Origin of the sequence: Nocardiopsis halophila DSM 44494 (assembly GCF_000341245.1) — a bacterium.
Lineage (GTDB): Bacteria > Actinomycetota > Actinomycetes > Streptosporangiales > Streptosporangiaceae > Nocardiopsis_A > Nocardiopsis_A halophila.
This window is the reverse complement of the sequence record NZ_ANAD01000059.1, coordinates 1-20,039: the sequence shown is the minus strand read 5'-3', so window position 1 is coordinate 20,039 and position 20,039 is coordinate 1. Positions and strand designations below refer to the sequence as shown.

33 protein-coding genes and 1 pseudogene are annotated in these 20,039 nt (G+C 68.1%); all 34 read left to right on the top strand.

Annotated elements, in window-relative coordinates; genetic code table 11:
• Positions 1–42: 42 nt before the first annotated feature.
• Positions 43–414, top strand: coding sequence for a 30S ribosomal protein S12 (gene rpsL, locus D450_RS0107330; RefSeq protein ID WP_017538026.1), 372 nt, complete (start codon positions 43–45; stop codon positions 412–414).
• Between the two features lie 2 nt (positions 415–416).
• Entirely contained in the window at positions 417–887 is a 471-nt protein-coding gene (gene rpsG / locus D450_RS0107325; protein ID WP_017538025.1) for a 30S ribosomal protein S7, read from the top strand.
• A gap of 45 nt (positions 888–932) precedes the next feature.
• Positions 933–3,047, top strand: coding sequence for an elongation factor G (fusA, locus tag D450_RS0107320; RefSeq protein ID WP_017538024.1), 2,115 nt, complete (start codon positions 933–935; stop codon positions 3,045–3,047).
• Positions 3,048–3,100: 53 nt separating this feature from the next.
• Positions 3,101–4,294: an elongation factor Tu gene (tuf, locus tag D450_RS0107315; protein WP_017538023.1), complete on the top strand. Its 1,194-nt coding sequence runs from the start codon at positions 3,101–3,103 to the stop codon at positions 4,292–4,294.
• 223 nt (positions 4,295–4,517) lie between these two features.
• Entirely contained in the window at positions 4,518–4,826 is a 309-nt protein-coding gene (rpsJ, locus tag D450_RS0107310; protein WP_013156110.1) for a 30S ribosomal protein S10, read from the top strand.
• 13 nt (positions 4,827–4,839) lie between these two features.
• The gene (rplC, locus tag D450_RS0107305; RefSeq protein ID WP_017538022.1) at positions 4,840–5,490 is read left to right on the top strand and encodes a 50S ribosomal protein L3; all 651 of its coding nucleotides are present in this window, start codon (positions 4,840–4,842) and stop codon (positions 5,488–5,490) included.
• A gap of 2 nt (positions 5,491–5,492) precedes the next feature.
• A complete protein-coding gene (rplD, locus tag D450_RS0107300) occupies positions 5,493–6,164 on the top strand; it encodes a 50S ribosomal protein L4 (RefSeq protein ID WP_017538021.1) in 672 nt (223 codons plus the stop codon).
• On the top strand, positions 6,161–6,451 hold the full coding sequence (rplW, locus tag D450_RS0107295; protein WP_017538020.1) for a 50S ribosomal protein L23: 291 nt from the start codon (positions 6,161–6,163) through the stop codon (positions 6,449–6,451). Before rplD ends, rplW begins: the two co-directional genes overlap by 4 nt.
• Before the next feature lie 63 nt (positions 6,452–6,514).
• Positions 6,515–7,354 carry a 50S ribosomal protein L2 gene (rplB, locus tag D450_RS0107290; RefSeq protein WP_026124405.1) on the top strand — a complete coding sequence of 280 codons (840 nt, stop codon included), beginning with the start codon at positions 6,515–6,517 and terminating at the stop codon, positions 7,352–7,354.
• Between the two features lie 12 nt (positions 7,355–7,366).
• Positions 7,367–7,645: a 30S ribosomal protein S19 gene (gene rpsS, locus D450_RS0107285; RefSeq protein ID WP_026124406.1), complete on the top strand. Its 279-nt coding sequence runs from the start codon at positions 7,367–7,369 to the stop codon at positions 7,643–7,645.
• Positions 7,646–7,720: 75 nt separating this feature from the next.
• Positions 7,721–8,074, top strand: coding sequence for a 50S ribosomal protein L22 (gene rplV / locus D450_RS0107280; protein WP_026124407.1), 354 nt, complete (start codon positions 7,721–7,723; stop codon positions 8,072–8,074).
• Positions 8,074–8,904, top strand: coding sequence for a 30S ribosomal protein S3 (gene rpsC / locus D450_RS0107275; protein ID WP_017538016.1), 831 nt, complete (start codon positions 8,074–8,076; stop codon positions 8,902–8,904). Before rplV ends, rpsC begins: the two co-directional genes overlap by 1 nt.
• Before the next feature lie 5 nt (positions 8,905–8,909).
• The gene (rplP, locus tag D450_RS0107270; RefSeq protein WP_017538015.1) at positions 8,910–9,326 is read left to right on the top strand and encodes a 50S ribosomal protein L16; all 417 of its coding nucleotides are present in this window, start codon (positions 8,910–8,912) and stop codon (positions 9,324–9,326) included.
• Positions 9,326–9,577 carry a 50S ribosomal protein L29 gene (gene rpmC, locus D450_RS0107265; protein ID WP_017538014.1) on the top strand — a complete coding sequence of 84 codons (252 nt, stop codon included), beginning with the start codon at positions 9,326–9,328 and terminating at the stop codon, positions 9,575–9,577. Before rplP ends, rpmC begins: the two co-directional genes overlap by 1 nt.
• Positions 9,574–9,849 (top strand): 30S ribosomal protein S17, encoded by a 276-nt coding sequence (rpsQ, locus tag D450_RS0107260; protein WP_017538013.1) that lies wholly within the window; start codon positions 9,574–9,576, stop codon positions 9,847–9,849. The genes rpmC and rpsQ overlap by 4 nt, the downstream gene beginning before the upstream one ends.
• A gap of 101 nt (positions 9,850–9,950) precedes the next feature.
• Entirely contained in the window at positions 9,951–10,319 is a 369-nt protein-coding gene (rplN, locus tag D450_RS0107255) for a 50S ribosomal protein L14 (RefSeq protein WP_017538012.1), read from the top strand.
• Between the two features lie 3 nt (positions 10,320–10,322).
• On the top strand, positions 10,323–10,628 hold the full coding sequence (rplX, locus tag D450_RS0107250; protein WP_017538011.1) for a 50S ribosomal protein L24: 306 nt from the start codon (positions 10,323–10,325) through the stop codon (positions 10,626–10,628).
• A complete protein-coding gene (gene rplE / locus D450_RS0107245; protein WP_017538010.1) occupies positions 10,628–11,203 on the top strand; it encodes a 50S ribosomal protein L5 in 576 nt (191 codons plus the stop codon). Before rplX ends, rplE begins: the two co-directional genes overlap by 1 nt.
• 11 nt (positions 11,204–11,214) lie before the next feature.
• On the top strand, positions 11,215–11,400 hold the full coding sequence (locus D450_RS0107240; protein WP_017538009.1) for a type Z 30S ribosomal protein S14: 186 nt from the start codon (positions 11,215–11,217) through the stop codon (positions 11,398–11,400).
• Between the two features lie 262 nt (positions 11,401–11,662).
• On the top strand, positions 11,663–12,061 hold the full coding sequence (gene rpsH, locus D450_RS0107235) for a 30S ribosomal protein S8 (RefSeq protein ID WP_017538008.1): 399 nt from the start codon (positions 11,663–11,665) through the stop codon (positions 12,059–12,061).
• A gap of 17 nt (positions 12,062–12,078) precedes the next feature.
• Positions 12,079–12,615: a 50S ribosomal protein L6 gene (gene rplF, locus D450_RS0107230; protein ID WP_017538007.1), complete on the top strand. Its 537-nt coding sequence runs from the start codon at positions 12,079–12,081 to the stop codon at positions 12,613–12,615.
• Between the two features lie 2 nt (positions 12,616–12,617).
• Positions 12,618–13,004, top strand: a complete 387-nt coding sequence (gene rplR / locus D450_RS0107225; RefSeq protein ID WP_017538006.1) for a 50S ribosomal protein L18 — start codon at positions 12,618–12,620, stop codon at positions 13,002–13,004.
• A gap of 51 nt (positions 13,005–13,055) precedes the next feature.
• On the top strand, positions 13,056–13,658 hold the full coding sequence (gene rpsE / locus D450_RS0107220) for a 30S ribosomal protein S5 (protein WP_017538005.1): 603 nt from the start codon (positions 13,056–13,058) through the stop codon (positions 13,656–13,658).
• A gap of 2 nt (positions 13,659–13,660) precedes the next feature.
• Positions 13,661–13,846: a 50S ribosomal protein L30 gene (gene rpmD, locus D450_RS0107215; protein WP_017538004.1), complete on the top strand. Its 186-nt coding sequence runs from the start codon at positions 13,661–13,663 to the stop codon at positions 13,844–13,846.
• Positions 13,843–14,307 carry a 50S ribosomal protein L15 gene (gene rplO / locus D450_RS0107210; RefSeq protein WP_017538003.1) on the top strand — a complete coding sequence of 155 codons (465 nt, stop codon included), beginning with the start codon at positions 13,843–13,845 and terminating at the stop codon, positions 14,305–14,307. The genes rpmD and rplO overlap by 4 nt, the downstream gene beginning before the upstream one ends.
• A 293-nt stretch (positions 14,308–14,600) precedes the next feature.
• On the top strand, positions 14,601–15,914 hold the full coding sequence (secY, locus tag D450_RS0107205) for a preprotein translocase subunit SecY (RefSeq protein WP_017538002.1): 1,314 nt from the start codon (positions 14,601–14,603) through the stop codon (positions 15,912–15,914).
• On the top strand, positions 15,914–16,564 hold the full coding sequence (locus D450_RS0107200; RefSeq protein ID WP_026124408.1) for an adenylate kinase: 651 nt from the start codon (positions 15,914–15,916) through the stop codon (positions 16,562–16,564). The genes secY and D450_RS0107200 overlap by 1 nt, the downstream gene beginning before the upstream one ends.
• The gene (map, locus tag D450_RS0107195; protein WP_017538000.1) at positions 16,564–17,388 is read left to right on the top strand and encodes a type I methionyl aminopeptidase; all 825 of its coding nucleotides are present in this window, start codon (positions 16,564–16,566) and stop codon (positions 17,386–17,388) included. Before D450_RS0107200 ends, map begins: the two co-directional genes overlap by 1 nt.
• 100 nt (positions 17,389–17,488) lie before the next feature.
• Positions 17,489–17,947, top strand: coding sequence for a DUF1707 SHOCT-like domain-containing protein (locus D450_RS0107190; RefSeq protein ID WP_017537999.1), 459 nt, complete (start codon positions 17,489–17,491; stop codon positions 17,945–17,947).
• Positions 17,948–18,170: 223 nt separating this feature from the next.
• Positions 18,171–18,392, top strand: coding sequence for a translation initiation factor IF-1 (gene infA, locus D450_RS0107185; RefSeq protein ID WP_017593374.1), 222 nt, complete (start codon positions 18,171–18,173; stop codon positions 18,390–18,392).
• Positions 18,393–18,456: 64 nt separating this feature from the next.
• Positions 18,457–18,570: a 50S ribosomal protein L36 gene (gene rpmJ / locus D450_RS0107180; protein ID WP_017537997.1), complete on the top strand. Its 114-nt coding sequence runs from the start codon at positions 18,457–18,459 to the stop codon at positions 18,568–18,570.
• Between the two features lie 163 nt (positions 18,571–18,733).
• Entirely contained in the window at positions 18,734–19,111 is a 378-nt protein-coding gene (gene rpsM, locus D450_RS0107175; protein WP_017537996.1) for a 30S ribosomal protein S13, read from the top strand.
• Positions 19,112–19,175: 64 nt separating this feature from the next.
• Entirely contained in the window at positions 19,176–19,583 is a 408-nt protein-coding gene (gene rpsK, locus D450_RS0107170) for a 30S ribosomal protein S11 (RefSeq protein WP_017537995.1), read from the top strand.
• A gap of 133 nt (positions 19,584–19,716) precedes the next feature.
• Positions 19,717–20,039 (top strand): annotated as a pseudogene (locus D450_RS29670) (DNA-directed RNA polymerase subunit alpha); the annotation flags it as partial.

Sequence of the window (20,039 nt, the reverse complement as noted above, 5' to 3'; positions counted from 1 at the left end):
GCTACGAGAACCGGCGTAGGTCACGAGGAAGACGGAGACGCGGTGCCCACCATCCAGCAGCTGGTCCGCAAGGGCCGACAGGACAAGGTCGCAAAGAACAAGACCCCGGCGCTGAAGGGGAGTCCGCAGCGTCGTGGTGTGTGCACGCGTGTTTACACCACTACGCCCAAGAAGCCGAACTCCGCGCTGCGCAAGGTCGCCCGTGTGAAGCTGAGCAGCGGGATCGAGGTCACGGCCTACATCCCCGGCATCGGCCACAACCTGCAGGAGCACTCCATCGTGCTCGTGCGCGGCGGCCGTGTGAAGGACCTGCCGGGTGTCCGCTACCGGATCGTCCGCGGTTCGCTCGACACGCAGGGCGTCCGTAACCGCAAGCAGGCGCGCAGCCGTTACGGCGCTAAGAAGGAGAAGTAAGCATGCCGCGCAAGGGCCCGGCGCCGAAGCGCCAGCTGATCACCGACCCGGTCCACGGATCGCCGCTCGTCACCGCACTGATCAACAAGGTGCTGCTGGACGGCAAGCGTTCCCTCGCCCAGCACATCGTCTACGGGGCGCTGGACGGCGCGCAGGAGAAGACCGGTCAGGAGCCCCTGGTCGTCCTCAAGCGCGCGCTGGACAACGTCAAGCCCTCCCTCGAGGTCCGCAGCCGGCGCGTCGGCGGTGCCACCTACCAGGTCCCGGTCGAGGTCCGCGCCTCCCGGAGCACCACCCTCGCCCTGCGCTGGCTCGTCACCTACTCGCGCCAGCGCCGCGAGAAGACCATGACCGAGCGCCTGATGAACGAGCTGGTCGACGCGAGCAACGGGCTCGGCGCCAGCGTCAAGCGGCGTGAGGACACGCACAAGATGGCGGAGTCCAACAAGGCCTTCGCTCACTACCGCTGGTAATCCCCGCGGTCTACTCGATACCTGAGACCGAGAGAGACGAGCCACATGGCTACCACCGCTCTTGACCTTGCCAAGGTCCGCAACATCGGGATCATGGCTCATATCGACGCGGGCAAGACCACGACGACTGAGCGGATCCTGTTCTACACCGGTGTGACCCACAAGGTGGGCGAGGTCCACGACGGCGCCGCCACGATGGACTGGATGAAGGAGGAGCAGCAGAGGGGCATCACGATCACCTCTGCCGCCACCACCACCCACTGGGACGACTACACCATCAACATCATCGACACGCCCGGCCACGTGGACTTCACGTCCGAGGTCGAGCGGTCGCTGCGTGTTCTGGACGGCGCAGTCGCGGTCTTCGACGCCAAGGAGGGCGTGGAGCCGCAGTCGGAGCAGGTCTGGCGCCAGGCCGACCGGTACGAGGTGCCGCGCATCTGCTTCGTCAACAAGATGGACAAGATCGGCGCGGAGTTCCAGCGCTGCGTGGACATGATCCGCGAGCGCCTGAACGCCACCCCGATGGCGATTCAGCTGCCGATCGGCGCGGAGTCGGACTTCAAGGGCGTCATCGACCTGGTCCGCATGAAGGCCTACGTGTGGAACGCGGAGGCCAAGCTCGGCGAGGCCTACGACACGATCGAGATCCCCGACGAGTACGTCGACGCCGCCCGCGAGGCGCGCGACACCATGATCGAGACGCTGGCCGAGGCCGACGACGAGATCATGGAGCTCTACCTGGAGGGCACCGAGCCCACCATCGAGCAGATCGTGCCCGCCATCCGCCGCGCCACCATCGCCGGCACCGCGATCCCGGTCACCTGTGGTTCCGCGTTCAAGAACAAGGGCGTGCAGCCCCTGCTCGACGCGGTGGTCGCCTACCTGCCCGCGCCGGCCGACATCAGCGGCGTCCAGGGCCACGACCCCAAGGACGAGTCCGAGGAGCGTTCGCTCGTTCGCAAGCCCAGCCAGGAGGAGCCCTTCTCCGCGCTGGTCTTCAAGATCATGAGCGACCCGCACCTGGGCAAGCTGACCTACATCCGCGTCTACTCGGGCGTGCTCGAGGCCGGGACCCAGGTCCTCAACAGCCTCAAGGGCCGCAAGGAGCGCATCGGCAAGATCTACCGGATGCACTCCAACAAGCGCGAGGAGATCCAGAGCGTCGGCGCCGGCGACATCGTCGCCGTCATGGGCCTCAAGGACACCACCACCGGCGAGACCCTGTGCGAGCAGGCGAACCCGATCGTGCTGGAGTCCATGACCTTCCCGGTCCCGGTCATCGAGGTGGCCATCGAGCCCAAGACCAAGAGCGACCAGGAGAAGCTGTCCCTGGCGATCCAGCGGCTCTCTGAAGAGGACCCGACCTTCCAGGTCAAGACCGACGAGGAGACCGGCCAGACCATCGTGTCCGGCATGGGCGAGCTCCAGCTCGAGGTCCAGGTCAACCGGCTGCGGGACGAGTTCAAGGTCGAGGCCAACATCGGCCGTCCCCAGGTCGCCTACCGCGAGACCGTCCGGAAGAAGATCGAGAAGGTCGAGTACACCCACAAGAAGCAGACGGGTGGCTCGGGCCAGTTCGGTCGCGTCATCATCGACCTGGAGCCGCTCGCGGCCGACGGTGACGGTGACAGCGCCGGTTACGAGTTCGTCAACAACATCACCGGTGGCCGCATCCCGCGGGAGTACATCCCGTCGGTGGACGCGGGCTGCCAGGAGGCCGCCGAGTTCGGCGTCCTCGCCGGGTACCCGATCGTCGGGGTCAAGGTGACCCTGCAGGACGGCCAGTACCACGACGTGGACTCCTCCGAGCTCGCCTTCAAGGTCGCCGGTTCCATGGCGTTCAAGGACGCCGCCCGCCGGGCGAAGCCGGTCATCCTGGAGCCGGTCATGGCGGTGGAGGTCACGACGCCCGAGGAGTACATGGGCGACGTGGTCGGTGACCTGAACAGCCGCCGCGGTCAGATCCAGTCCATGGAGGAGCGCGGAGGCAGCCGGGTCGTCAAGGCTCAGGTGCCCCTGTCGGAGATGTTCGGCTACGTGGGGGACCTGCGCAGTCGGACGCAGGGCCGGGCCAACTTCACCATGGTCTTCGACTCCTACGCCGAGGTTCCCTCGAGCGTGCAGGAAGAGATCGTGGCCAAGGCCCGCGGTGAATAACCGCGAACACGTAACCAGTCAGCTAGCAACCCTGTACGTCTAGGAGAGATCCAGTGGCGAAGGCAAAGTTCGACCGGAGCAAGCCGCACGTCAACATCGGCACGATCGGGCACATCGACCACGGCAAGACCACGCTGACCGCGGCCATCACCAAGGTCCTGCACGACGCGTACCCGGAGATGAACCCGTTCACGCCGTTCGCGGACATCGACAACGCTCCTGAGGAGCGCGAGCGCGGCATCACCATCTCCGTCGCCCACGTCGAGTACCAGACCGAGGCGCGCCACTACGCGCACGTGGACTGCCCCGGCCACGCCGACTACGTGAAGAACATGATCACCGGTGCGGCGCAGATGGACGGCGCCATCCTGGTGGTCGCCGCCACCGACGGCCCGATGCCGCAGACCAAGGAGCACGTGCTCCTGGCCCGCCAGGTCGGCGTCCCCTACATCGTCGTCGCCCTGAACAAGGCCGACATGGTGGACGACGAGGAGATCTTCGAGCTCGTCGAGATGGAGATCCGCGAGCTCCTCAGCGAGTACGAGTTCCCCGGTGACGACGTCCCGGTCGTCAAGGTCTCCGCGCTCAAGGCGCTGGAGGGCGACGCCGACGCCGCCCAGGGCGTGCTCGAGCTGATGAACGCCGTCGACGAGAAGATCCCCGAGCCGGCGCGCGACACCGACAAGCCGTTCCTGATGCCGATCGAGGACGTCTTCTCGATCACCGGCCGCGGCACCGTCGTCACCGGCCGCATCGAGCGCGGTGTCATCAACGTCAACGAGACGGTCGACATCGTCGGCATCAAGGAAGACAAGCAGACCACCACGGTCACCGGCGTCGAGATGTTCCGCAAGCTGCTCGACCAGGGCCAGGCCGGCGACAACGTCGGTCTGCTGCTGCGCGGCACCAAGCGCGAGGACGTCGAGCGCGGCCAGGTCGTCATCAAGCCGGGCACCACGACCCCGCACACCGAGTTCGAGGGCCAGGTCGTCATCCTGTCCAAGGACGAGGGCGGCCGCCACACCCCGTTCTTCAACAACTACCGGCCCCAGTTCTACTTCCGGACCACCGACGTCACCGGCGTCGTCACGCTCCCGGAGGGCACCGAGATGGTGATGCCCGGTGACAGCACCGGCATGACCGTCCAGCTGATCCAGCCGGTCGCGATGGAGGAGGGCCTGAAGTTCGCCATCCGCGAGGGTGGCCGGACGGTGGGCGCCGGTCGCGTCACCAAGATCCTCAAGTAGAGGACGACCGTATGCGGCGGTCGGGCCGCCGACCGGCCCGGCCGCCGCACCATGAACGACGTCATCGGGCTCTGTAGCGGTGATGCACCTCAGGGGACAGCCCTGCAGCGGTTTCTCAGGTGAATAGAGCCAAACAACGACAGGGCGCCCCCTGACGGGGCCCGGGCCGGCTCGCCGGCACGGCGCCTCTACGGACACTGAAGCGAAGGACGAAAAGGCCACCATGGCGGGACAGAAGATCCGCATTCGGCTCAAGGCCTATGACCACGAGGTCATCGACAGCTCGGCTCGCAAGATCGTCGAGACCGTGACGCGGACCGGCGCGCAGGTCGCTGGCCCGGTGCCGTTGCCGACGGAAAAGAACGTTTACTGCGTCATCCGCTCTCCGCACAAGTACAAGGACTCGCGGGAGCACTTCGAGATGCGCACGCACAAGCGGCTGATCGACATCATCGACCCGACGCCGAAGACCGTCGACTCGCTCATGCGTCTCGACCTGCCGGCCGGCGTCGACATCGAGATCAAGCTTTAAGGGACGCACAGACATGGCCACCAAGCAGATCAAGGGAGTCCTGGGCGAGAAGCTCGGCATGACCCAGGTCTTCGACGACTCGGGCAAGATCGTGCCCGTGACCGTCCTGAAGGCCGGCCCGTGCGTCGTGACGCGCGTTCGGACTCCGGAGACCGACGGCTACACCGCCGTCCAGCTCGGCTACGGCAAGGTCAACCCGCGCAAGGTGAACAAGCCGCTCGGCGACTACCTGCGCAAGCACGACCTGACGCCGCGCCGCCACTACGTCGAGGTCCGCACCTCCGACGCCACCGAGTACACGCTCGGCCAGGAGCTGACCGCCGAGGACTTCGAGACCGGCCAGCTGGTCGACGTCACCGGCCGCAGCAAGGGCAAGGGCTTCGCCGGTGTCATGAAGCGCCACGGCTTCCGCGGCCTGAAGGCCTCGCACGGTGCGCACAAGGTGCACCGCTCGCCGGGCTCCATCGGCGGCTGCGCCACGCCCGGGCGCGTGTTCAAGGGCATGAGGATGGCCGGCCGGATGGGCAACGCCCGTACGACCGTGCAGAACCTCAAGGTTCAGGCGGTCGACGCGGAGAAGGGCCTCATCCTGGTCAAGGGTGCGGTGCCCGGTCCCAACGGCGGGCTGGTGCTCGTCCGCACCGCCGCGAAGGGGGAGAACTGATTATGGCGACGATCGAGGTCAAGGGCCCCGACGGCGCCGCCGGCCGGAGCGTCGAGCTCCCGGAGGCGATCTTCGAGCAGCAGGCGAACATCCCGCTGATGCACCAGGTCGTCAACGCGCAGCTGGCCGCGGCCCGGCAGGGGACCCACGCCACCAAGACCCGCGGCATGGTCCGCGGCGGTGGCAAGAAGCCCTACCGGCAGAAGGGCACCGGCCGGGCCCGCCAGGGCTCGACCCGCGCTCCGCAGTTCGCCGGCGGTGGGACCGTGCACGGCCCCCAGCCGCGCGACTACGCCCAGCGCACGCCCAAGAAGATGAAGGCCGCCGCGCTGCGCGGCGCCCTGTCGGACCGGGCCCGCAACGGCCGGGTGCACGTGCTCAGCACCTTCGTCCCCGACGAGGTGTCGGCCAAGCGCACCCAGACCGCGCTCAAGGCCCTGCGCCAGGTCACCGATTCCGACAAGGTCCTGGTGGTCCTGGACCGCAACGACGAGACCAACCGCCTCGCGCTGCGCAACCTCGCCGAGGTGCACATCCTCGACGCGGACCAGGTGAACACCTACGACGTCCTCGACGCCGACGACGTGGTCTTCACCGAGCGCGGGTACGAGGAGTTCCTGGCGCACGCTTCGGGTGCCTCGCAGGCCCGGAAGCCGGAGGAGGACGACCAGTGAGGATCCCCGACCCTCGGGACATCATCGTCGAGCCGGTGATCTCCGAGAAGAGCTACGGGCTGCAGGACCAGAACCAGTACACGTTCATCGTGCGCCCGGACGCCAACAAGACGCAGATCAAGATCGCGGTCGAGAAGATCTTCGAGGTGAAGGTCGCGAGCGTGAACACGATCAACCGTCCCGGCAAGCGCAAGCGCACCCGCTTCGGTTACGGGAAGCGTCCCGACACCAAGCGCGCGATCGTGACGGTCGCCGAGGGCGACCGGATCGACATCTTCGGGGTCTGATCCGCGCAGCCTGCGGCCGGACACCGCTTCAACCAGCAATTCGCGAAGGAATGCACGAAGAAGATGGGCATTCGTAAGTACAAGCCGACGACGCCGGGTCGTCGCGGCTCCAGCGTGAGCGACTTCGTCGAGGTCACGCGTTCGGAGCCGGAGAAGTCCCTGGTGCGTCCGCTCCACTCCAAGGGCGGCCGCAACGGCCACGGCCGTATCACCACGCGCCACCAGGGCGGCGGCCACAAGCGCGCCTACCGTGTCATCGACTTCCGTCGGCACGACAAGGACGGCGTCCCCGCGAAGGTCGCGCACATCGAGTACGACCCGAACCGGACCGCCCGCATCGCCCTGCTGCACTACGTGGACGGCGAGAAGCGCTACATCCTGGCGCCCGCCGGCCTGAAGCAGGGCGACCGGGTCGAGAACGGCCCCGGGTCCGACATCAAGCCCGGGAACTGCCTCCCGCTGCGCAACATCCCCACGGGTACGTTCGTGCACGCGGTCGAGCTCAAGCCGGGCGGCGGCGCCAAGCTGGGCCGCTCCGCCGGGTCGCAGATCCAGCTCCTGGCCAAGGAGGGCAACTACGCCACGCTGCGCATGCCCTCCGGTGAGATGCGGATGGTGGAGGTCACCTGCCGCGCCACCGTCGGACAGGTCGGCAACGCCGAGCAGTCCAACATCAACTGGGGCAAGGCCGGCCGCATGCGGTGGAAGGGCCGCAGGCCCACCGTCCGCGGTGTGGTCATGAACCCGGTCGACCACCCCCACGGCGGTGGTGAGGGCCGTACCTCGGGCGGCCGCCACCCGGTCAACCCCGCCGGTAAGAAGGAAGGCCGGACCCGTCGCAAGAACAAGGCCAGCGACAAGTACATCGTGCGGCGTCGGCGCAGCGGCAAGAAGAAGCGGTAAGGAGCACGTCTGATGCCACGTAGCCTTAAGAAGGGCCCCTTCGTGGACCACCACCTGGCCAAGAAGGTGGAGGACCAGAACGAGAAGGGCACCAAGAACGTCATCAAGACGTGGTCGCGGCGCTCCATGGTCGTCCCGGAGATGATCGGGCACACCATCGCCGTGCACGACGGCCGCAAGCACGTCCCGGTCTTCATCTCCGAGGCGATGATCGGCCACAAGCTCGGCGAGTTCGCCCCCACGCGCACTTTCCGGAGCCACGTCAAGGAAGACCGCCGTAGCCGCCGTTAGCGGTTGCACCGATCGACAAGGACCATGTTCCCCACGGTGAGTGGGGAGGAGATTTCCGTGAGCGAGGGAAAAGCGATGGGAACGAGGGCACAGGCGCGGTTCGTCCGCGTCACGCCCCGCAAGGCCCGCCGGGTGGTGGACCTGATTCGCGGGTTGCCCGCTGACGAGGCACAGGCGGTCCTCCGGTTCGCGCCGCAGTCGGCGAGCGAGCCGGTGGGGAAGGTGCTGGCGAGTGCGATCGCCAACGCCGAGCACAACGACAAGCTGGACCGCGAGACCCTGGTCGTGGGGCGTGCCTGGGTGGACGAGGGCCCGACGCTGAAGCGGATCCGTCCGCGTGGCTTCGGGCGCGCTTTCCGGGTCACCAAGCGCACGAGCCACATCACCGTGGTCGTGGAGCCCAGTGAGACCAAGGAAAGGACCCGATAGTGGGGCAGAAGATCAACCCGCACGGGTTCCGGCTCGGGGTCACGACTGACTACAAGACCCGCTGGTACGCCGAGAAGCAGTACAAGGACTACGTCAAGGAAGACGTGGCCATCCGCCGCATGCTCAACCGCGGCATGGAGCGGGCCGGAATCAGCAAGGTCGAGATCGAGCGGACCCGCGAGCGCGTGCGCGTGGACATCCACACCGCCCGCCCCGGCATCGTCATCGGCCGGCGCGGCGCGGAGGCCGACCGCCTCCGCAGCAACCTGGAGAAGCTGACGGGCAAGCAGGTCCAGCTCAACATCCTCGAGGTGAAGAGCCCGGAGACCGACGCCCAGCTCGTCGCCCAGGGCGTGGCCGAGCAGCTGGCCAGCCGGGTGGCGTTCCGCCGCGCGATGCGCAAGGCCATGCAGAGCGCCTCCAAGAGCGGCGCCAAGGGCATCCGCATCCAGTGCAGCGGCCGTCTCGGCGGTGCCGAGATGTCGCGGTCGGAGTTCTACCGCGAGGGCCGCGTGCCGCTGCACACGCTGCGCGCCGACATCGACTACGGCTTCTTCGAGGCCCGTACGACGTTCGGCCGCATCGGCGTGAAGGTGTGGATCTACAAGGGCGACGCCCCGGCCACCCGTGCCGAGCGCGAGGCCCAGCAGGCCGCACAGCGCGCCCCGGGCGGCGGAGGCGGCGGCCAGCGCCGCGAGCGTCCGGGCCGTCGCCGTCGCGGCGGCCAGGGCGGCCAGGGCGGCGGCCAAGGGCAGCCGGCCGAGGCCAAGTCCAGCGCGCCCGCCGACGCGGCTCAGGGCGCCGAGAAGTCCGGGAACGAGGGGAGCTGAACGAGATGCTCATTCCCCGGAAGGTCAAGTACCGCAAGCAGCACCACCCGGACCTGCGCGGCCGCGCCAAGGGTGGGACGACGGTCAACTTCGGTGAGTTCGGTATCCAGGCCCTGGACGCCGCCTACGTCACCAACCGGCAGATCGAGGCCGCTCGTATCGCCATGACCCGTCACATCAAGCGCGGCGGCAAGGTGTGGATCAACATCTTCCCGGACCGCCCGCTGACCAAGAAGCCGGCCGAGACCCGGATGGGTTCCGGCAAGGGCTCGCCCGAGTGGTGGGTCGCCCCGGTGAAGCCGGGCCGAGTGATGTTCGAGCTGTCCGGCGTGCCGGAACCGGTGGCCAAGGAGGCCATGCGTCGGGCCATGCACAAGCTCCCGATGCGGTGCAAGTTCGTGAAGCGGGAGGTGTGGGAGTAATGGCGAAGTCCCCGACCGCCCAGGAGCTGCGCGTCCAGTCCCAGGAGGACCTGGTCGGCAAGCTCAAGGAGGCGAAGGAAGAGCTGTTCAACCTGCGCTTCCAGGCTGCCACCGGGCAGCTCGACAACAACGGCCGACTGCGCACCGTCAAGCGCGAGATCGCGCGGATCTACACGGTCCTGCGGGAGCACGAGCTGGGCATCATGCCGCTGGCCGAGTCGGCTGAGAAGACGAAGGAAGCAGCCGAATGAGCGAGATCGACGAGCGGACCGCTCGCAACTACCGCAAGGTGCGCGAGGGCTACGTCGTCAGCGACAAGATGTCGAAGACCGTGGTCGTCGAGGTCGAGGACCGTGTCAAGCACGCGCTGTACGGCAAGGTCATCCGCCGCACCACCAAGTACAAGGCCCACGACGAGAACGAGATCTGCGGCGTCGGCGACCGGGTCCGGATGATGGAGACCCGCCCGCTGTCGGCGACCAAGCGCTGGCGCGTCGTGGAGATCCTGGAGAAGGCTAAGTAGACCCCTGCCTCGGCGGCCGGTTGGTGGAGATCGGCCGCCTAAGGGGTGAGACCACCTAGCAGTGCGGGCAGTGCGCCCGCGCGCACATATCAGGAGCAGACGTGATTCAGCAGGAGTCGCGACTCAAGGTCGCCGACAACACGGGGGCCAAGGAGATCTTGACCATCCGTGTCCTCGGTGGCTCGGGTCGGCGCTACGCGGGCATCGGCGACACCATCGTGGCGACGGTGAAGGACGCCCTTCCCGGCGCAGGCGTGAAGAAGGGCGATGTCGTCAAGGCTGTCATCGTGCGCACCGTCAAGGAGCGCCGCCGGCCCGACGGCTCCTACATCCGCTTCGATGAGAACGCCGCCGTGCTCATCAAGGACGGTGGGGACCCGCGAGGCACCCGCATCTTCGGTCCGGTCGGACGTGAGCTGCGGGACAACAAGTTCATGCGCATCATCTCGCTAGCGCCGGAGGTGCTCTAGGCGATGAAGGTCAAGAAGGACGACGAGGTCATCGTCATCGCCGGCAAGGACAAGGGTGCCACCGGGAAGGTCATCAAGGCCCTTCCCAAGGAGCAGCGTGTCGTCGTCGAGGGCGTCAACCTCATCAAGAAGCACAGGAAGGCGAACCCGGCGAGCGGCCAGCAGGGCGAGGTCGTCACGCAGGAGGCCCCGATCCACGTGAGCAACGTCGCCCTCGCCGAGGACGGCAAGGGCATCCGGGTCGGCTACCGCTTCACCGAAGACGGCAAGAAGGTTCGCGTCTCGCGCCGTACCGGTAAGGACATCTGATGACGGTCACCAACGACATCGAGGCTCCGGCGATGCCTCGTCTCAAGGAGAAGTACCGCTCCGAGATCATGCCGGCGCTGCGCGAGGAGTTCGGGATCGCCAACGTCATGCAGATCCCCGGCCTGACCAAGGTCGTGGTGAACATGGGCGTGGGCGAGGCCGCGCGCGACGCCAAGCTGATCCAGGGCGCCGTCGCCGACCTGTCGGCGATCACGGGCCAGAAGCCCAAGATCAACCGGGCCAAGAAGTCCATCGCGCAGTTCAAGCTGCGCGAGGGGCAGCCCATCGGCGCCGCCGCCACGCTGCGCGGCGACCGCATGTGGGAGTTCGTGGACCGGCTGGTCTCCCTGGCCCTGCCGCGCATCCGGGACTTCCGCGGGCTCAACCCGAACCAGTTCGACGGCAAGGGCAACTACACCTTCGGCCTCACCGAGCAGGTCATGTTCCACGAGGTCGACCCGGACAAGGTCGACCGGCCGCGGGGCATGGACATCACGGTCGTGACCACTGCGACCACGGACGACCAGGGGCGCAGCCTGCTCAAGCGCCTCGGGTTCCCCTTCAAGGAAGCCTGAGGGAGGCGACCATGGCAAAGAAGGCGCTGATCGCCAAGGCGAACAGGAAGCCGAAGTTCGCCGTCCGCGCGTATACTCGTTGCTCGAAGTGCGGGCGTCCGCGTGCCGTCTTCCGCAAGTTCGGCCTGTGCCGCATCTGCTTCCGCGAGATGGCGCACAAGGGTGAGCTGCCGGGCATCGCCAAGTCGAGCTGGTAGCAGCCGCCGGCCGGGCGCCGTCCCGGCCGTAGGAGCGGATCGCGGAGCCGCCGCGCCGCCCCCTCCCCGGAGTGGCCGGGCGCGGGCGGGCGCGGCGACCACCACGTAACACGATGGACAGAACAAGGGCCCGGGCACCGGTGCGTCCGGTGGCCGGCCCGTGACCACGCCGTAGGTCCTAGAGGTGCCCCGGAAAGGGGAACAGGCGGGAAGGGACCCGTCTGTCCTTGGGGAAACCGCGGTGAGGAAGGGCCAGTCGGCCATGACGATGACCGACCCGATCGCAGACATGCTCACGCGTCTGCGCAACGCGAATTCGGCGCACCACGACACCGTGGCGATGCCGTATTCCAAGATCAAGGCGCACATCGCCGAGGTCCTCCAGCAGGAGGGCTACGTCCAGGGCTGGAGCGTCGAAGAGGCGCAGGTCGGAAAGACCCTGGTGGTGGAGCTCAAGTACGGCCCCACTCGGGAGCGTTCGATCGCCGGCATCCGGCGCGTGTCCAAGCCGGGCCTGCGCGTCTACGCCAAGAAGGACAACCTTCCGCGCGTTCTGGGCGGTCTCGGCACCGCCATCATCTCGACGTCCGGTGGCCTGATGACCGACAAGCAGGCCAAGAAGAACGGCGTGGGCGGCGAAGTCCTCGCCTACGTCTGGTAATAGGGAGAGATTTCAGCATGTCGCGTATCGGTCGACTGCCGATTTCGGTCCCCAAGGGCGTCGAAGTCACGATTGACGGGCAAGACGTCACTGTCAAGGGGCCGAAGGGCACTCTGCACCACACCGTTACCGACCCGATCACGGTCGAGCTGGAGGACGGCGAGGCCGTCCTGAGCCGCCCGGACGACCACCCGGAGAACCGGTCGCTGCACGGTCTGAACCGTGCGCTGCTGGCCAACCTGGTCGAGGGCGTCTCCAAGGGCTTCAGCAAGACCCTGGAGATCCACGGCGTCGGCTACCGCGTCCAGGCGAAGGGCTCCAACCTGGAGTTCTCGCTGGGCTACAGCCACCCGGTCGTGATCGAGCCGCCGGAGGGGATCACCTTCCGTGTGGAGAAGCCGACTCTGCTGCACGTCGAGGGCATCGACAAGCAGCTGGTGGGCCAGGTCGCCGCGAACATCCGTCGTCTGCGCAAGCCCGACCCGTACAAGAAGAAGGGCGTGCGGTACGCGGGCGAGCGGATCCGTTCCAAGGCCGGAAAGGCTGGTAAGTAGCCATGGCGAAGAGCACGACCGCGGTCCGCAAGGGCACGGCCGCGCGCACTGCTTCGCGTGCGCGGCGCCACCTTCGGGTCCGCAAGAAGATCAACGGCACGCCGGCGCGCCCGCGCCTGGTCGTCACCCGCTCCTCCAAGCACATGGTCGCCCAGATCGTGGACGACACCAAGGGCCACACCCTGGTCTCGGCCTCCACCATCGAGGCGGGGCTGCGCGCCCAGGAGGGCACCAAGTCCGAGAAGTCGCAGAAGGTCGGCGAGCTCCTGGCGCAGCGCGCCAAGGAGGCCGGCATCAGCGCGGTCGTCTTCGACCGCGGCGGCAACCGCTACCACGGCCGCATCGCGGCGCTCGCCGAGAGCGCCCGGTCCGGCGGGCTGGAGTTCTGATCCGATGAACCCGGTCCACAGCAAGTACACCGACGGGAAGAGGAACCACTGATGGCTGCAGCTCCGCGGCGCGGCGCCGGTGGCGAGCGGCGAGACCGCCGCGACGATCGCCGCGGCGGCGCCGCAGACAAGGGTGTCTCCTACATCGAGAAGGTCGTGACCATCAACCGGGTCGCCAAGGTCGTCAAGGGCGGCCGGCGGTTCAGCTTCACCGCGCTGGTCGTCGTCGGCGACGGCAACGGCATGGTGGGCGTGGGTTACGGCAAGGCCAAGGAAGTTCCGGCCGCCATCGCCAAGGGCGTGGAGGAGGCGAAGAAGAACTTCTTCCGCGTCCCCCGCATCCAGGGCACCATCACGCACCGGGTCCAGGGCGAGGACGCCGCCGGCGTCGTGCTGCTGCGCCCGGCCGCGCCGGGTACCGGTGTCATCGCCGGCGGTCCGGTCCGCGCCGTGCTGGAGTGCGCGGGCGTCCACGACGTGCTGAGCAAGTCCCTCGGCTCGTCCAACGCCCTGAACATCGTGCACGCCACCGTCGCCGCGCTCAAGGGCCTGGGCCGTCCCGAGGAGATCGCGGCCCGCCGCGGCCTGCCGATCGAGGACGTCGCGCCGGCCGCCATGCTGCGCGCCCGTGCGGAAGCGAAGGCGGGGGCCTGACGATGGCGAAGCTCAAGATCACCCAGGTGCGGTCGAAGATCGGCGGCACGAAGAAGCAGCACGAGAACCTGCGCTCTCTCGGCCTCGGCAAGATCGGCCGGTCGGTCGTCCGTGAGGACGGTCCGCAGCTCCGCGGGCAGGTCGGCGTCGTGGCGCACCTCGTGAATGTCGAGGAGGTCAGCGAATGAGCGACAACGACCCCGGCGAGCTGCTCAAGCTCCACCACCTGCGCCCGGCTCCGGGCAGCAACAAGTCCAAGATCCGCAAGGGTCGCGGCGAGGCCTCCAAGGGCAAGACCGCGGGTCGCGGCACCAAGGGCACCAAGGCCCGCTCCACGGTGCCCGTCGGCTTCGAGGGCGGTCAGATGCCCCTGATCCGGCGGCTGCCGAAGCTGCGCGGGTTCAGCAACGCCCGGTTCCGCACCACCTACCAGGTCGTGAACCTGGACCGGATCGCGGAGCTGTTCCCCGAGGGGGGCGAGGTCACCGTCGAGGGCCTGGTCGCCAAGGGCGCGGTGCGCAAGAACCAGCCCGTCAAGGTGCTGGGCACCGGTGAGATCTCGGTGGCCGTCCAGGTGAGCGCCAACGCGTTCTCCGCCTCGGCCAAGGAGAAGATCGCCGCCGCCGGTGGTTCCACCACCGAGCTGTAGGCGCATCGATCCGATCCGCCACGAGTGATGCGGGGGCGTCGGCCGGCGAGACCCACCCAGGGTGGGAGCCGGCGGGCGCCCCCGCGTGCTACCCGGGTCCGGTCCGCCTTCACCAGGACGATCCCGCCCCGGACCCGAAGGGCTGTTACAGTGCCTTACTGCCTGACGCCTAACTGTTCGACCGATGACTCCAGGGCCCCGGGGCCGCCCCCGGTGCCGCCGCTCTACGACGATTCAGGATCGGCCGCGATGTCTCGAACCGGTTCCGCCGCCGAAGCCGCGCAGGAGGAGACGTGCTAGGAGCGTTCGTCCGTGCGTTCCGCACGCCCGACCTGCGTAACAAGCTGCTGTTCACCATTTTCATCCTGACCATCTTCCGGCTGGGCTCGGTCATCCCGGCGCCGGGGATCAACTCCGCGGCGATCAGAGAGCAGCTGGAGTCGGTGCAGGCCGCCGACGAATCAGGGATCTATTCGCTGATCAACCTGTTCAGCGGCGGGGCCCTGCTGCAGCTGGCGGTCTTCGCGCTGGGCATCATGCCCTACATCACCGCGAGCATCATCATCAACCTGCTCACGGTGGTGATCCCGCGGCTGGAGGCCCTCAAGAAGGAGGGCCAGCCCGGCCAGGCGAAGATCACCCAGTACACCCGGTACCTCACCCTGGCCCTGGCCATCCTGCAGTCGACCAGCTTCATCGCGATGGCGCGCAGCGGGCAGCTCTTCCAGGGGCAGATCCCGGTGCACACCTACATGCCCAACGACGACCTGCTGACCCTGATCACCATGGTGTTCACCATGACGGCGGGGACCGCGGTCATCATGTGGTTCGGTGAGCTGATCACCGAGCGCGGCGTGGGCAACGGCATGTCCCTGATGATCTTCACCCAGGTCATCGCGATGTTCCCGTCCTCGATCGGGACCATCTGGCAGGAGCAGGACACCTGGGTGTTCGTGCTCATCTGCATCGCGGGCCTGGTGCTGATCGCCGGCGTGGTCTTCATCGAGCAGGCGCAGCGCCGCATCCCGGTGCACTACGCCAAGCGCATGGTGGGCCGGCGGATGTTCGGCGGCAGCTCGACCTACATCCCGCTGAAGGTGAACCAGGCCGGCATCATCCCGGTCATCTTCGCCTCCTCGCTGCTCTACCTCCCGCAGCTGGCCATCGGCCTGTTCGGCCAGGACAGCGACAACCCCGTTGTGGGCTTTCTCAACGAGTACTTCGTGACCGGCACGCACCCGGTCTACATGGCGACCTTCTTCGTCATGATCGTGGGTTTCGCGTTCTTCTACGTGGCCATCACCTTCAACCCCGCCGAAGTCGCCGACAACATGAAGAAGTACGGTGGGTTCATCCCGGGTATCCGGCCCGGGCGTCCGACCGCGGAGTACCTCGAGTACGTGCTCAACCGGCTGACGACCCCCGGATCGCTGTACCTCGGGTTCATCGCTCTGCTGCCGATGGTGGCGATGGGCGCCTCCGGGGCGACCCAGAACTTCCCGTTCGGCGGCACGAGCATCCTGATCATGGTCGGTGTCGGGCTGGACACGGTGAAACAGATCGAGTCTCACCTCCAGCAGCGGAACTACGAAGGTTTCTTGCGATAGTGCGTGCCGTACTTGTTGGGCCCCCTGGTGCCGGGAAAGGCACCCAGGCCCAGATCCTGGCGTCAGAACTGTCCATCCCCAAGGTGTCCACGGGCGACATCTTCCGGGCCAACGTGAGCGGCGGTACCGAGCTCGGCAAGAAGGCCAAGAGCTACATGGACCGCGGCGACCTCGTCCCCGACGAGGTCACCAACGAGATGGTGCGGGGCAGGCTCGCCGAGGAGGACGCCCGCGAGGGCTTCCTGCTCGACGGCTTCCCGCGCAACGTGCCCCAGGCCGAGACGCTGGACTCCATGCTCAAGGACATGGGGACGGCGCTGGACGCGGTCCTGGAGCTCAAGGTGGACGAGGAGGAGGTCGTCAAGCGCCTCTCCGGCCGCCGCTCCTGCCGGGAGTGCGGCCGCGTCTACCACGTCGACTACGACCCGCCCCGGGCCGAGGACGTCTGCGACGCCTGCGGCGGCGGGCTCTACCAGCGCGACGACGACCGCGAAGAGGTCATCCGGCACCGCCTGGAGGTCTACCGGGAGCAGACCGAGCCCCTGGTCGCCTACTACCGGGACAAGGGCGTGCTGGTCGCGATCGGGGCCACTGGCTCCGTCGAGGACGTCACCGCCCGCGCTCTGGCCGCGCTGGGGCCGGACGCCTGATGTTCCGCAGATCCAAGCCGGACATCCAGATCAAGACGCCGGAGCAGATCCGCATGATGCGGGAGGCCGGCAAGGTCGTGGCGCGCGCCCTGAACGCGGTGCGCGCCGCGGCCGCCCCCGGGCTGAGCACCCTGGACCTGGACGCCGTCGCCGAAGAGGTGATCCGCGGCGCCGGGGCCGTGCCCTCGTTCAAGGGCTACCAGGGCTTCCCGGGGTCCATCTGCACCTCGGTCAACGAGGAGGTCGTGCACGGCATCCCGCGCGCCTCCAAGGTCCTCGCCGAGGGCGACGTGGTCTCGGTCGACTGCGGCGCCATCCTGGAGGGGTGGCACGGCGACTCGGCGGTCACCGTCCCGGTCGGCACCGTCTCCGACGACGACCTGCGGATGATGGACGTGTGCCGGGAGTCCATGTGGCGCGGCATCGCCGAGCTGCGGCCCGGGCGGCGCCTGGGCGACATCGGCCACGCCATCGACTCCTACATGGCCTCCCAGGGGTCCTGGGGCAACGTCCAGGAGTACGGCGGGCACGGCATCGGCACCGAGATGCACATGGAGCCGCACGTGCTCAACCACGGCCGCCCCGGCAAGGGGCTGCGCCTGGAGGAGGGCATGTGCCTGGCCATCGAGCCGATGGCCAACCAGGGCACCCGCAACGTCGCGGTGCTCGAGGACGAGTGGACCGTGGTCACCCGGGACGGCCGCCGCTCGGCGCACTTCGAGCACACGGTCGCGGTGACCGCGCAGGGCCCGATGGTGCTCACCGCCCGCGAGGACGACCGGCCCGAGATCGAGAAGCGCTCCTTCCCCGACCCGGGCTGGTAGGCCCCGCGCCCGCGGAGGCGGCGGCCGGGGGGCGGCGCCGGATAGGATCGAGGCCGTCAGCCGACTCCGCGGGGGTCGATTCCATGGAGGAGGGGGCACCGTGGCCGAGGACGCCCCGAAGGCCGCCGGTCCGGCCGACTCCGAACGGGACCGCGCCGCGCGCCTCCTGCAGGAGCACTTCGCGCAGGGGCGGCTCGACGGCGGCGAGTTCAGCTCCCGCCTGGAGCGGGTCTACAAGGCCTCGGACGCGCGCGAGCTGGAGGCCGCCGTCTCCGACCTGCCCTCCTCGCCCGAGCCGCCGCGGCCGGCCCGTGCGGCCGGGGGCGCGGGCGGCGGGAGGAGCCTGCTGCGCGATCCGGCGCTGCTCATCCCCTGGGGCCTGTGGGCCGGGGTGAACACCCTGTGCTTCACCATCTGGCTCATCCTGTATCTGACCGGTCAGAGCGACGGATACCCGTGGTTCCTGTGGGTGCTCGGTCCGTGGGGTATCGTGATGGCGTTCATCACACTCGGACTCGCCGCGGTCTACCGCGGCGGCGGTACCGCGGCCGGCGACTGACGCGGCGTCCTCCCCGCTCGCGGAGGGCGTTAGACTGGGATGGCCCACACTCGGGCCGTTGGGTCAGCGTGCCTTACTTCCGCATCCGCAGGAATCTCCGCGTATGCTGTCGCGGTTGACCTGATCGTCAATGTCCGAATCAGCAGTGTGCCCGGTGTCCGTCCACGGACGCCCGGCCGCCAGCCCCTGCCTTCGGCGGGGAGATTCTCGAAGCGTGGAGGATATGGCTAAGAAAGACGGCGCCATCGAGATCGAGGGCTCCGTTATCGAGTCCCTGCCCAACGCAATGTTCCGAGTGGAGCTCGACAACGGGCACAAGGTGCTTGCCCACATCAGCGGCAAGATGCGGATGCACTACATCCGTATTCTCCCCGACGACCGCGTCGTCGTGGAGCTGAGCCCGTACGACCTCACCCGCGGGCGCATCGTTTACCGCTACAAGTAAGGCCGCGCCGCGCAGCCGTCCGGCGGGAGCCGGGCGGGCGGGGCGGCACGAGTTCGGAGACACCATGAAGGTCAAGCCGAGCGTCAAGAAGATCTGCGCGAAGTGCCGAGTGATCCGCCGCCACGGCCGGATCATGGTCATCTGCTCGGACCCGCGCCACAAGCAGCGCCAGGGCTGAGCCCCTCGCGCGTCTTCTCGACGGCGACGAATTCCAGACGGACCTGTCCCGGTCCCCGCGGTGCGCGGGGACAACCCCCGGTCGGAGGCCGGGGCGCTCGTCAGGGCGGCGAGCGGCAATGGGACGGGCAAGACCTCCGCACAGTACGAAGGAGTACGCCCATATGGCACGCCTCGCAGGCGTCGACCTCCCCCGTGACAAGCGGGTGGAGATCGCTCTCACCTACGTTTTCGGTATCGGCCGGACCCGTGCGGCCGAGACCCTGAAGAACACCGGTGTCAGCCCCGACACCCGTGTCCACGAGCTCTCCGAGGACCAGCTCGTCCAGATCCGCGACTGGGTCGACGCCAACTACCAGGTCGAGGGCGACCTGCGGCGCGAGGTCCAGGGCGACATCCGTCGCAAGATGGAGATCGGCTGCTACCAGGGCATCCGGCACCGCCGCGGTCTGCCGGTGCACGGTCAGCGCACGCAGACCAACGCCCGCACCCGCAAGGGCAAGAAGAAGACCGTGGCCGGCAAGAAGAAGCCGAAGAAGTAGTCCGTCCGGACCTCGACCACCGGGTCCGGCGCCGACGGACCGACGATCTTGGGAGTAATCAGGTATGCCGCCTAAGGGCCGCCAGCAGGGCGCCGCGCGCAAGGTGCGCCGCAAGGAAAAGAAGAACATCGTCCACGGGCATGCTCACATCAAGAGCACGTTCAACAACACGATCGTGAGCATCACCGACCCCACCGGTGCGGTGATCTCGTGGGCGAGCTCCGGGCAGGTCGGCTTCAAGGGGTCGCGCAAGTCCACCCCGTTCGCCGCCCAGATGGCGGCCGAGGCCGCCGCGCGCCGCGCCCAGGAGCACGGGGTGCGCAAGGTGGACGTCTTCGTCAAGGGTCCCGGCTCCGGCCGTGAGACCGCCATCCGCTCGCTGCAGGCCACCGGCCTGGAGGTGGGCTCGATCCAGGACGTCACGCCGACTCCGCACAACGGCTGCCGTCCGCCCAAGCGCCGCCGGGTCTGACCCCGGCGCGCTCGCCGCGCCCGCCCGGCCTCGTTCGGCCGGGGAGCGGGTAGGTAGTTGATGAGGTCCCGCATCCGCGGGGCCGTCCAGTGGCCGTCAAATAGCGGGCGGCCGTGGGAAGGGAACACCGAACATGCTCATCGCCCAGCGTCCGGCGCTCTCGGAGGAGAGCCTGTCGGAGCTCCGCTCCAAGTTCGTGATCGAGCCCCTGGAGCCGGGCTTCGGCTACACCATCGGCAACTCGATCCGGCGGACCCTGCTGTCCTCGATCCCCGGTGCGGCCGTCACCAGCATCCGCATCGAGGGCGTCGAGCACGAGTTCACCACCGTGCCCGGCGTCAAGGAGGACGTCACCGAGATCATCCTGAACCTCAAGGGCCTGGTCGTCTCCTCGGAGCACGACGAGCCGGTTCTGATGTATCTGCGCAAGCAGGGCCCCGGCGTGGTGACCGCTGC

Coding starts and splice junctions, on each gene's coding strand:
- rpsG (WP_017538025.1), top strand. CDS start 417: ATGCCGCGCAAGGGCCCGGCGCCGAAGCGCCAGCTGATCACCGACCCG.
- fusA (WP_017538024.1), top strand. CDS start 933: ATGGCTACCACCGCTCTTGACCTTGCCAAGGTCCGCAACATCGGGATC.
- rpsJ (WP_013156110.1), top strand. CDS start 4,518: ATGGCGGGACAGAAGATCCGCATTCGGCTCAAGGCCTATGACCACGAG.
- rplC (WP_017538022.1), top strand. CDS start 4,840: ATGGCCACCAAGCAGATCAAGGGAGTCCTGGGCGAGAAGCTCGGCATG.
- rplD (WP_017538021.1), top strand. CDS start 5,493: ATGGCGACGATCGAGGTCAAGGGCCCCGACGGCGCCGCCGGCCGGAGC.
- rplB (WP_026124405.1), top strand. CDS start 6,515: ATGGGCATTCGTAAGTACAAGCCGACGACGCCGGGTCGTCGCGGCTCC.
- rpsS (WP_026124406.1), top strand. CDS start 7,367: ATGCCACGTAGCCTTAAGAAGGGCCCCTTCGTGGACCACCACCTGGCC.
- rplV (WP_026124407.1), top strand. CDS start 7,721: ATGGGAACGAGGGCACAGGCGCGGTTCGTCCGCGTCACGCCCCGCAAG.
- rplP (WP_017538015.1), top strand. CDS start 8,910: ATGCTCATTCCCCGGAAGGTCAAGTACCGCAAGCAGCACCACCCGGAC.
- rpmC (WP_017538014.1), top strand. CDS start 9,326: ATGGCGAAGTCCCCGACCGCCCAGGAGCTGCGCGTCCAGTCCCAGGAG.
- rpsQ (WP_017538013.1), top strand. CDS start 9,574: ATGAGCGAGATCGACGAGCGGACCGCTCGCAACTACCGCAAGGTGCGC.
- rplX (WP_017538011.1), top strand. CDS start 10,323: ATGAAGGTCAAGAAGGACGACGAGGTCATCGTCATCGCCGGCAAGGAC.
- rplE (WP_017538010.1), top strand. CDS start 10,628: ATGACGGTCACCAACGACATCGAGGCTCCGGCGATGCCTCGTCTCAAG.
- D450_RS0107240 (WP_017538009.1), top strand. CDS start 11,215: ATGGCAAAGAAGGCGCTGATCGCCAAGGCGAACAGGAAGCCGAAGTTC.
- rpsH (WP_017538008.1), top strand. CDS start 11,663: ATGACGATGACCGACCCGATCGCAGACATGCTCACGCGTCTGCGCAAC.
- rplF (WP_017538007.1), top strand. CDS start 12,079: ATGTCGCGTATCGGTCGACTGCCGATTTCGGTCCCCAAGGGCGTCGAA.
- rplR (WP_017538006.1), top strand. CDS start 12,618: ATGGCGAAGAGCACGACCGCGGTCCGCAAGGGCACGGCCGCGCGCACT.
- rpsE (WP_017538005.1), top strand. CDS start 13,056: ATGGCTGCAGCTCCGCGGCGCGGCGCCGGTGGCGAGCGGCGAGACCGC.
- rpmD (WP_017538004.1), top strand. CDS start 13,661: ATGGCGAAGCTCAAGATCACCCAGGTGCGGTCGAAGATCGGCGGCACG.
- rplO (WP_017538003.1), top strand. CDS start 13,843: ATGAGCGACAACGACCCCGGCGAGCTGCTCAAGCTCCACCACCTGCGC.
- map (WP_017538000.1), top strand. CDS start 16,564: ATGTTCCGCAGATCCAAGCCGGACATCCAGATCAAGACGCCGGAGCAG.
- infA (WP_017593374.1), top strand. CDS start 18,171: ATGGCTAAGAAAGACGGCGCCATCGAGATCGAGGGCTCCGTTATCGAG.
- rpmJ (WP_017537997.1), top strand. CDS start 18,457: ATGAAGGTCAAGCCGAGCGTCAAGAAGATCTGCGCGAAGTGCCGAGTG.
- rpsM (WP_017537996.1), top strand. CDS start 18,734: ATGGCACGCCTCGCAGGCGTCGACCTCCCCCGTGACAAGCGGGTGGAG.
- rpsK (WP_017537995.1), top strand. CDS start 19,176: ATGCCGCCTAAGGGCCGCCAGCAGGGCGCCGCGCGCAAGGTGCGCCGC.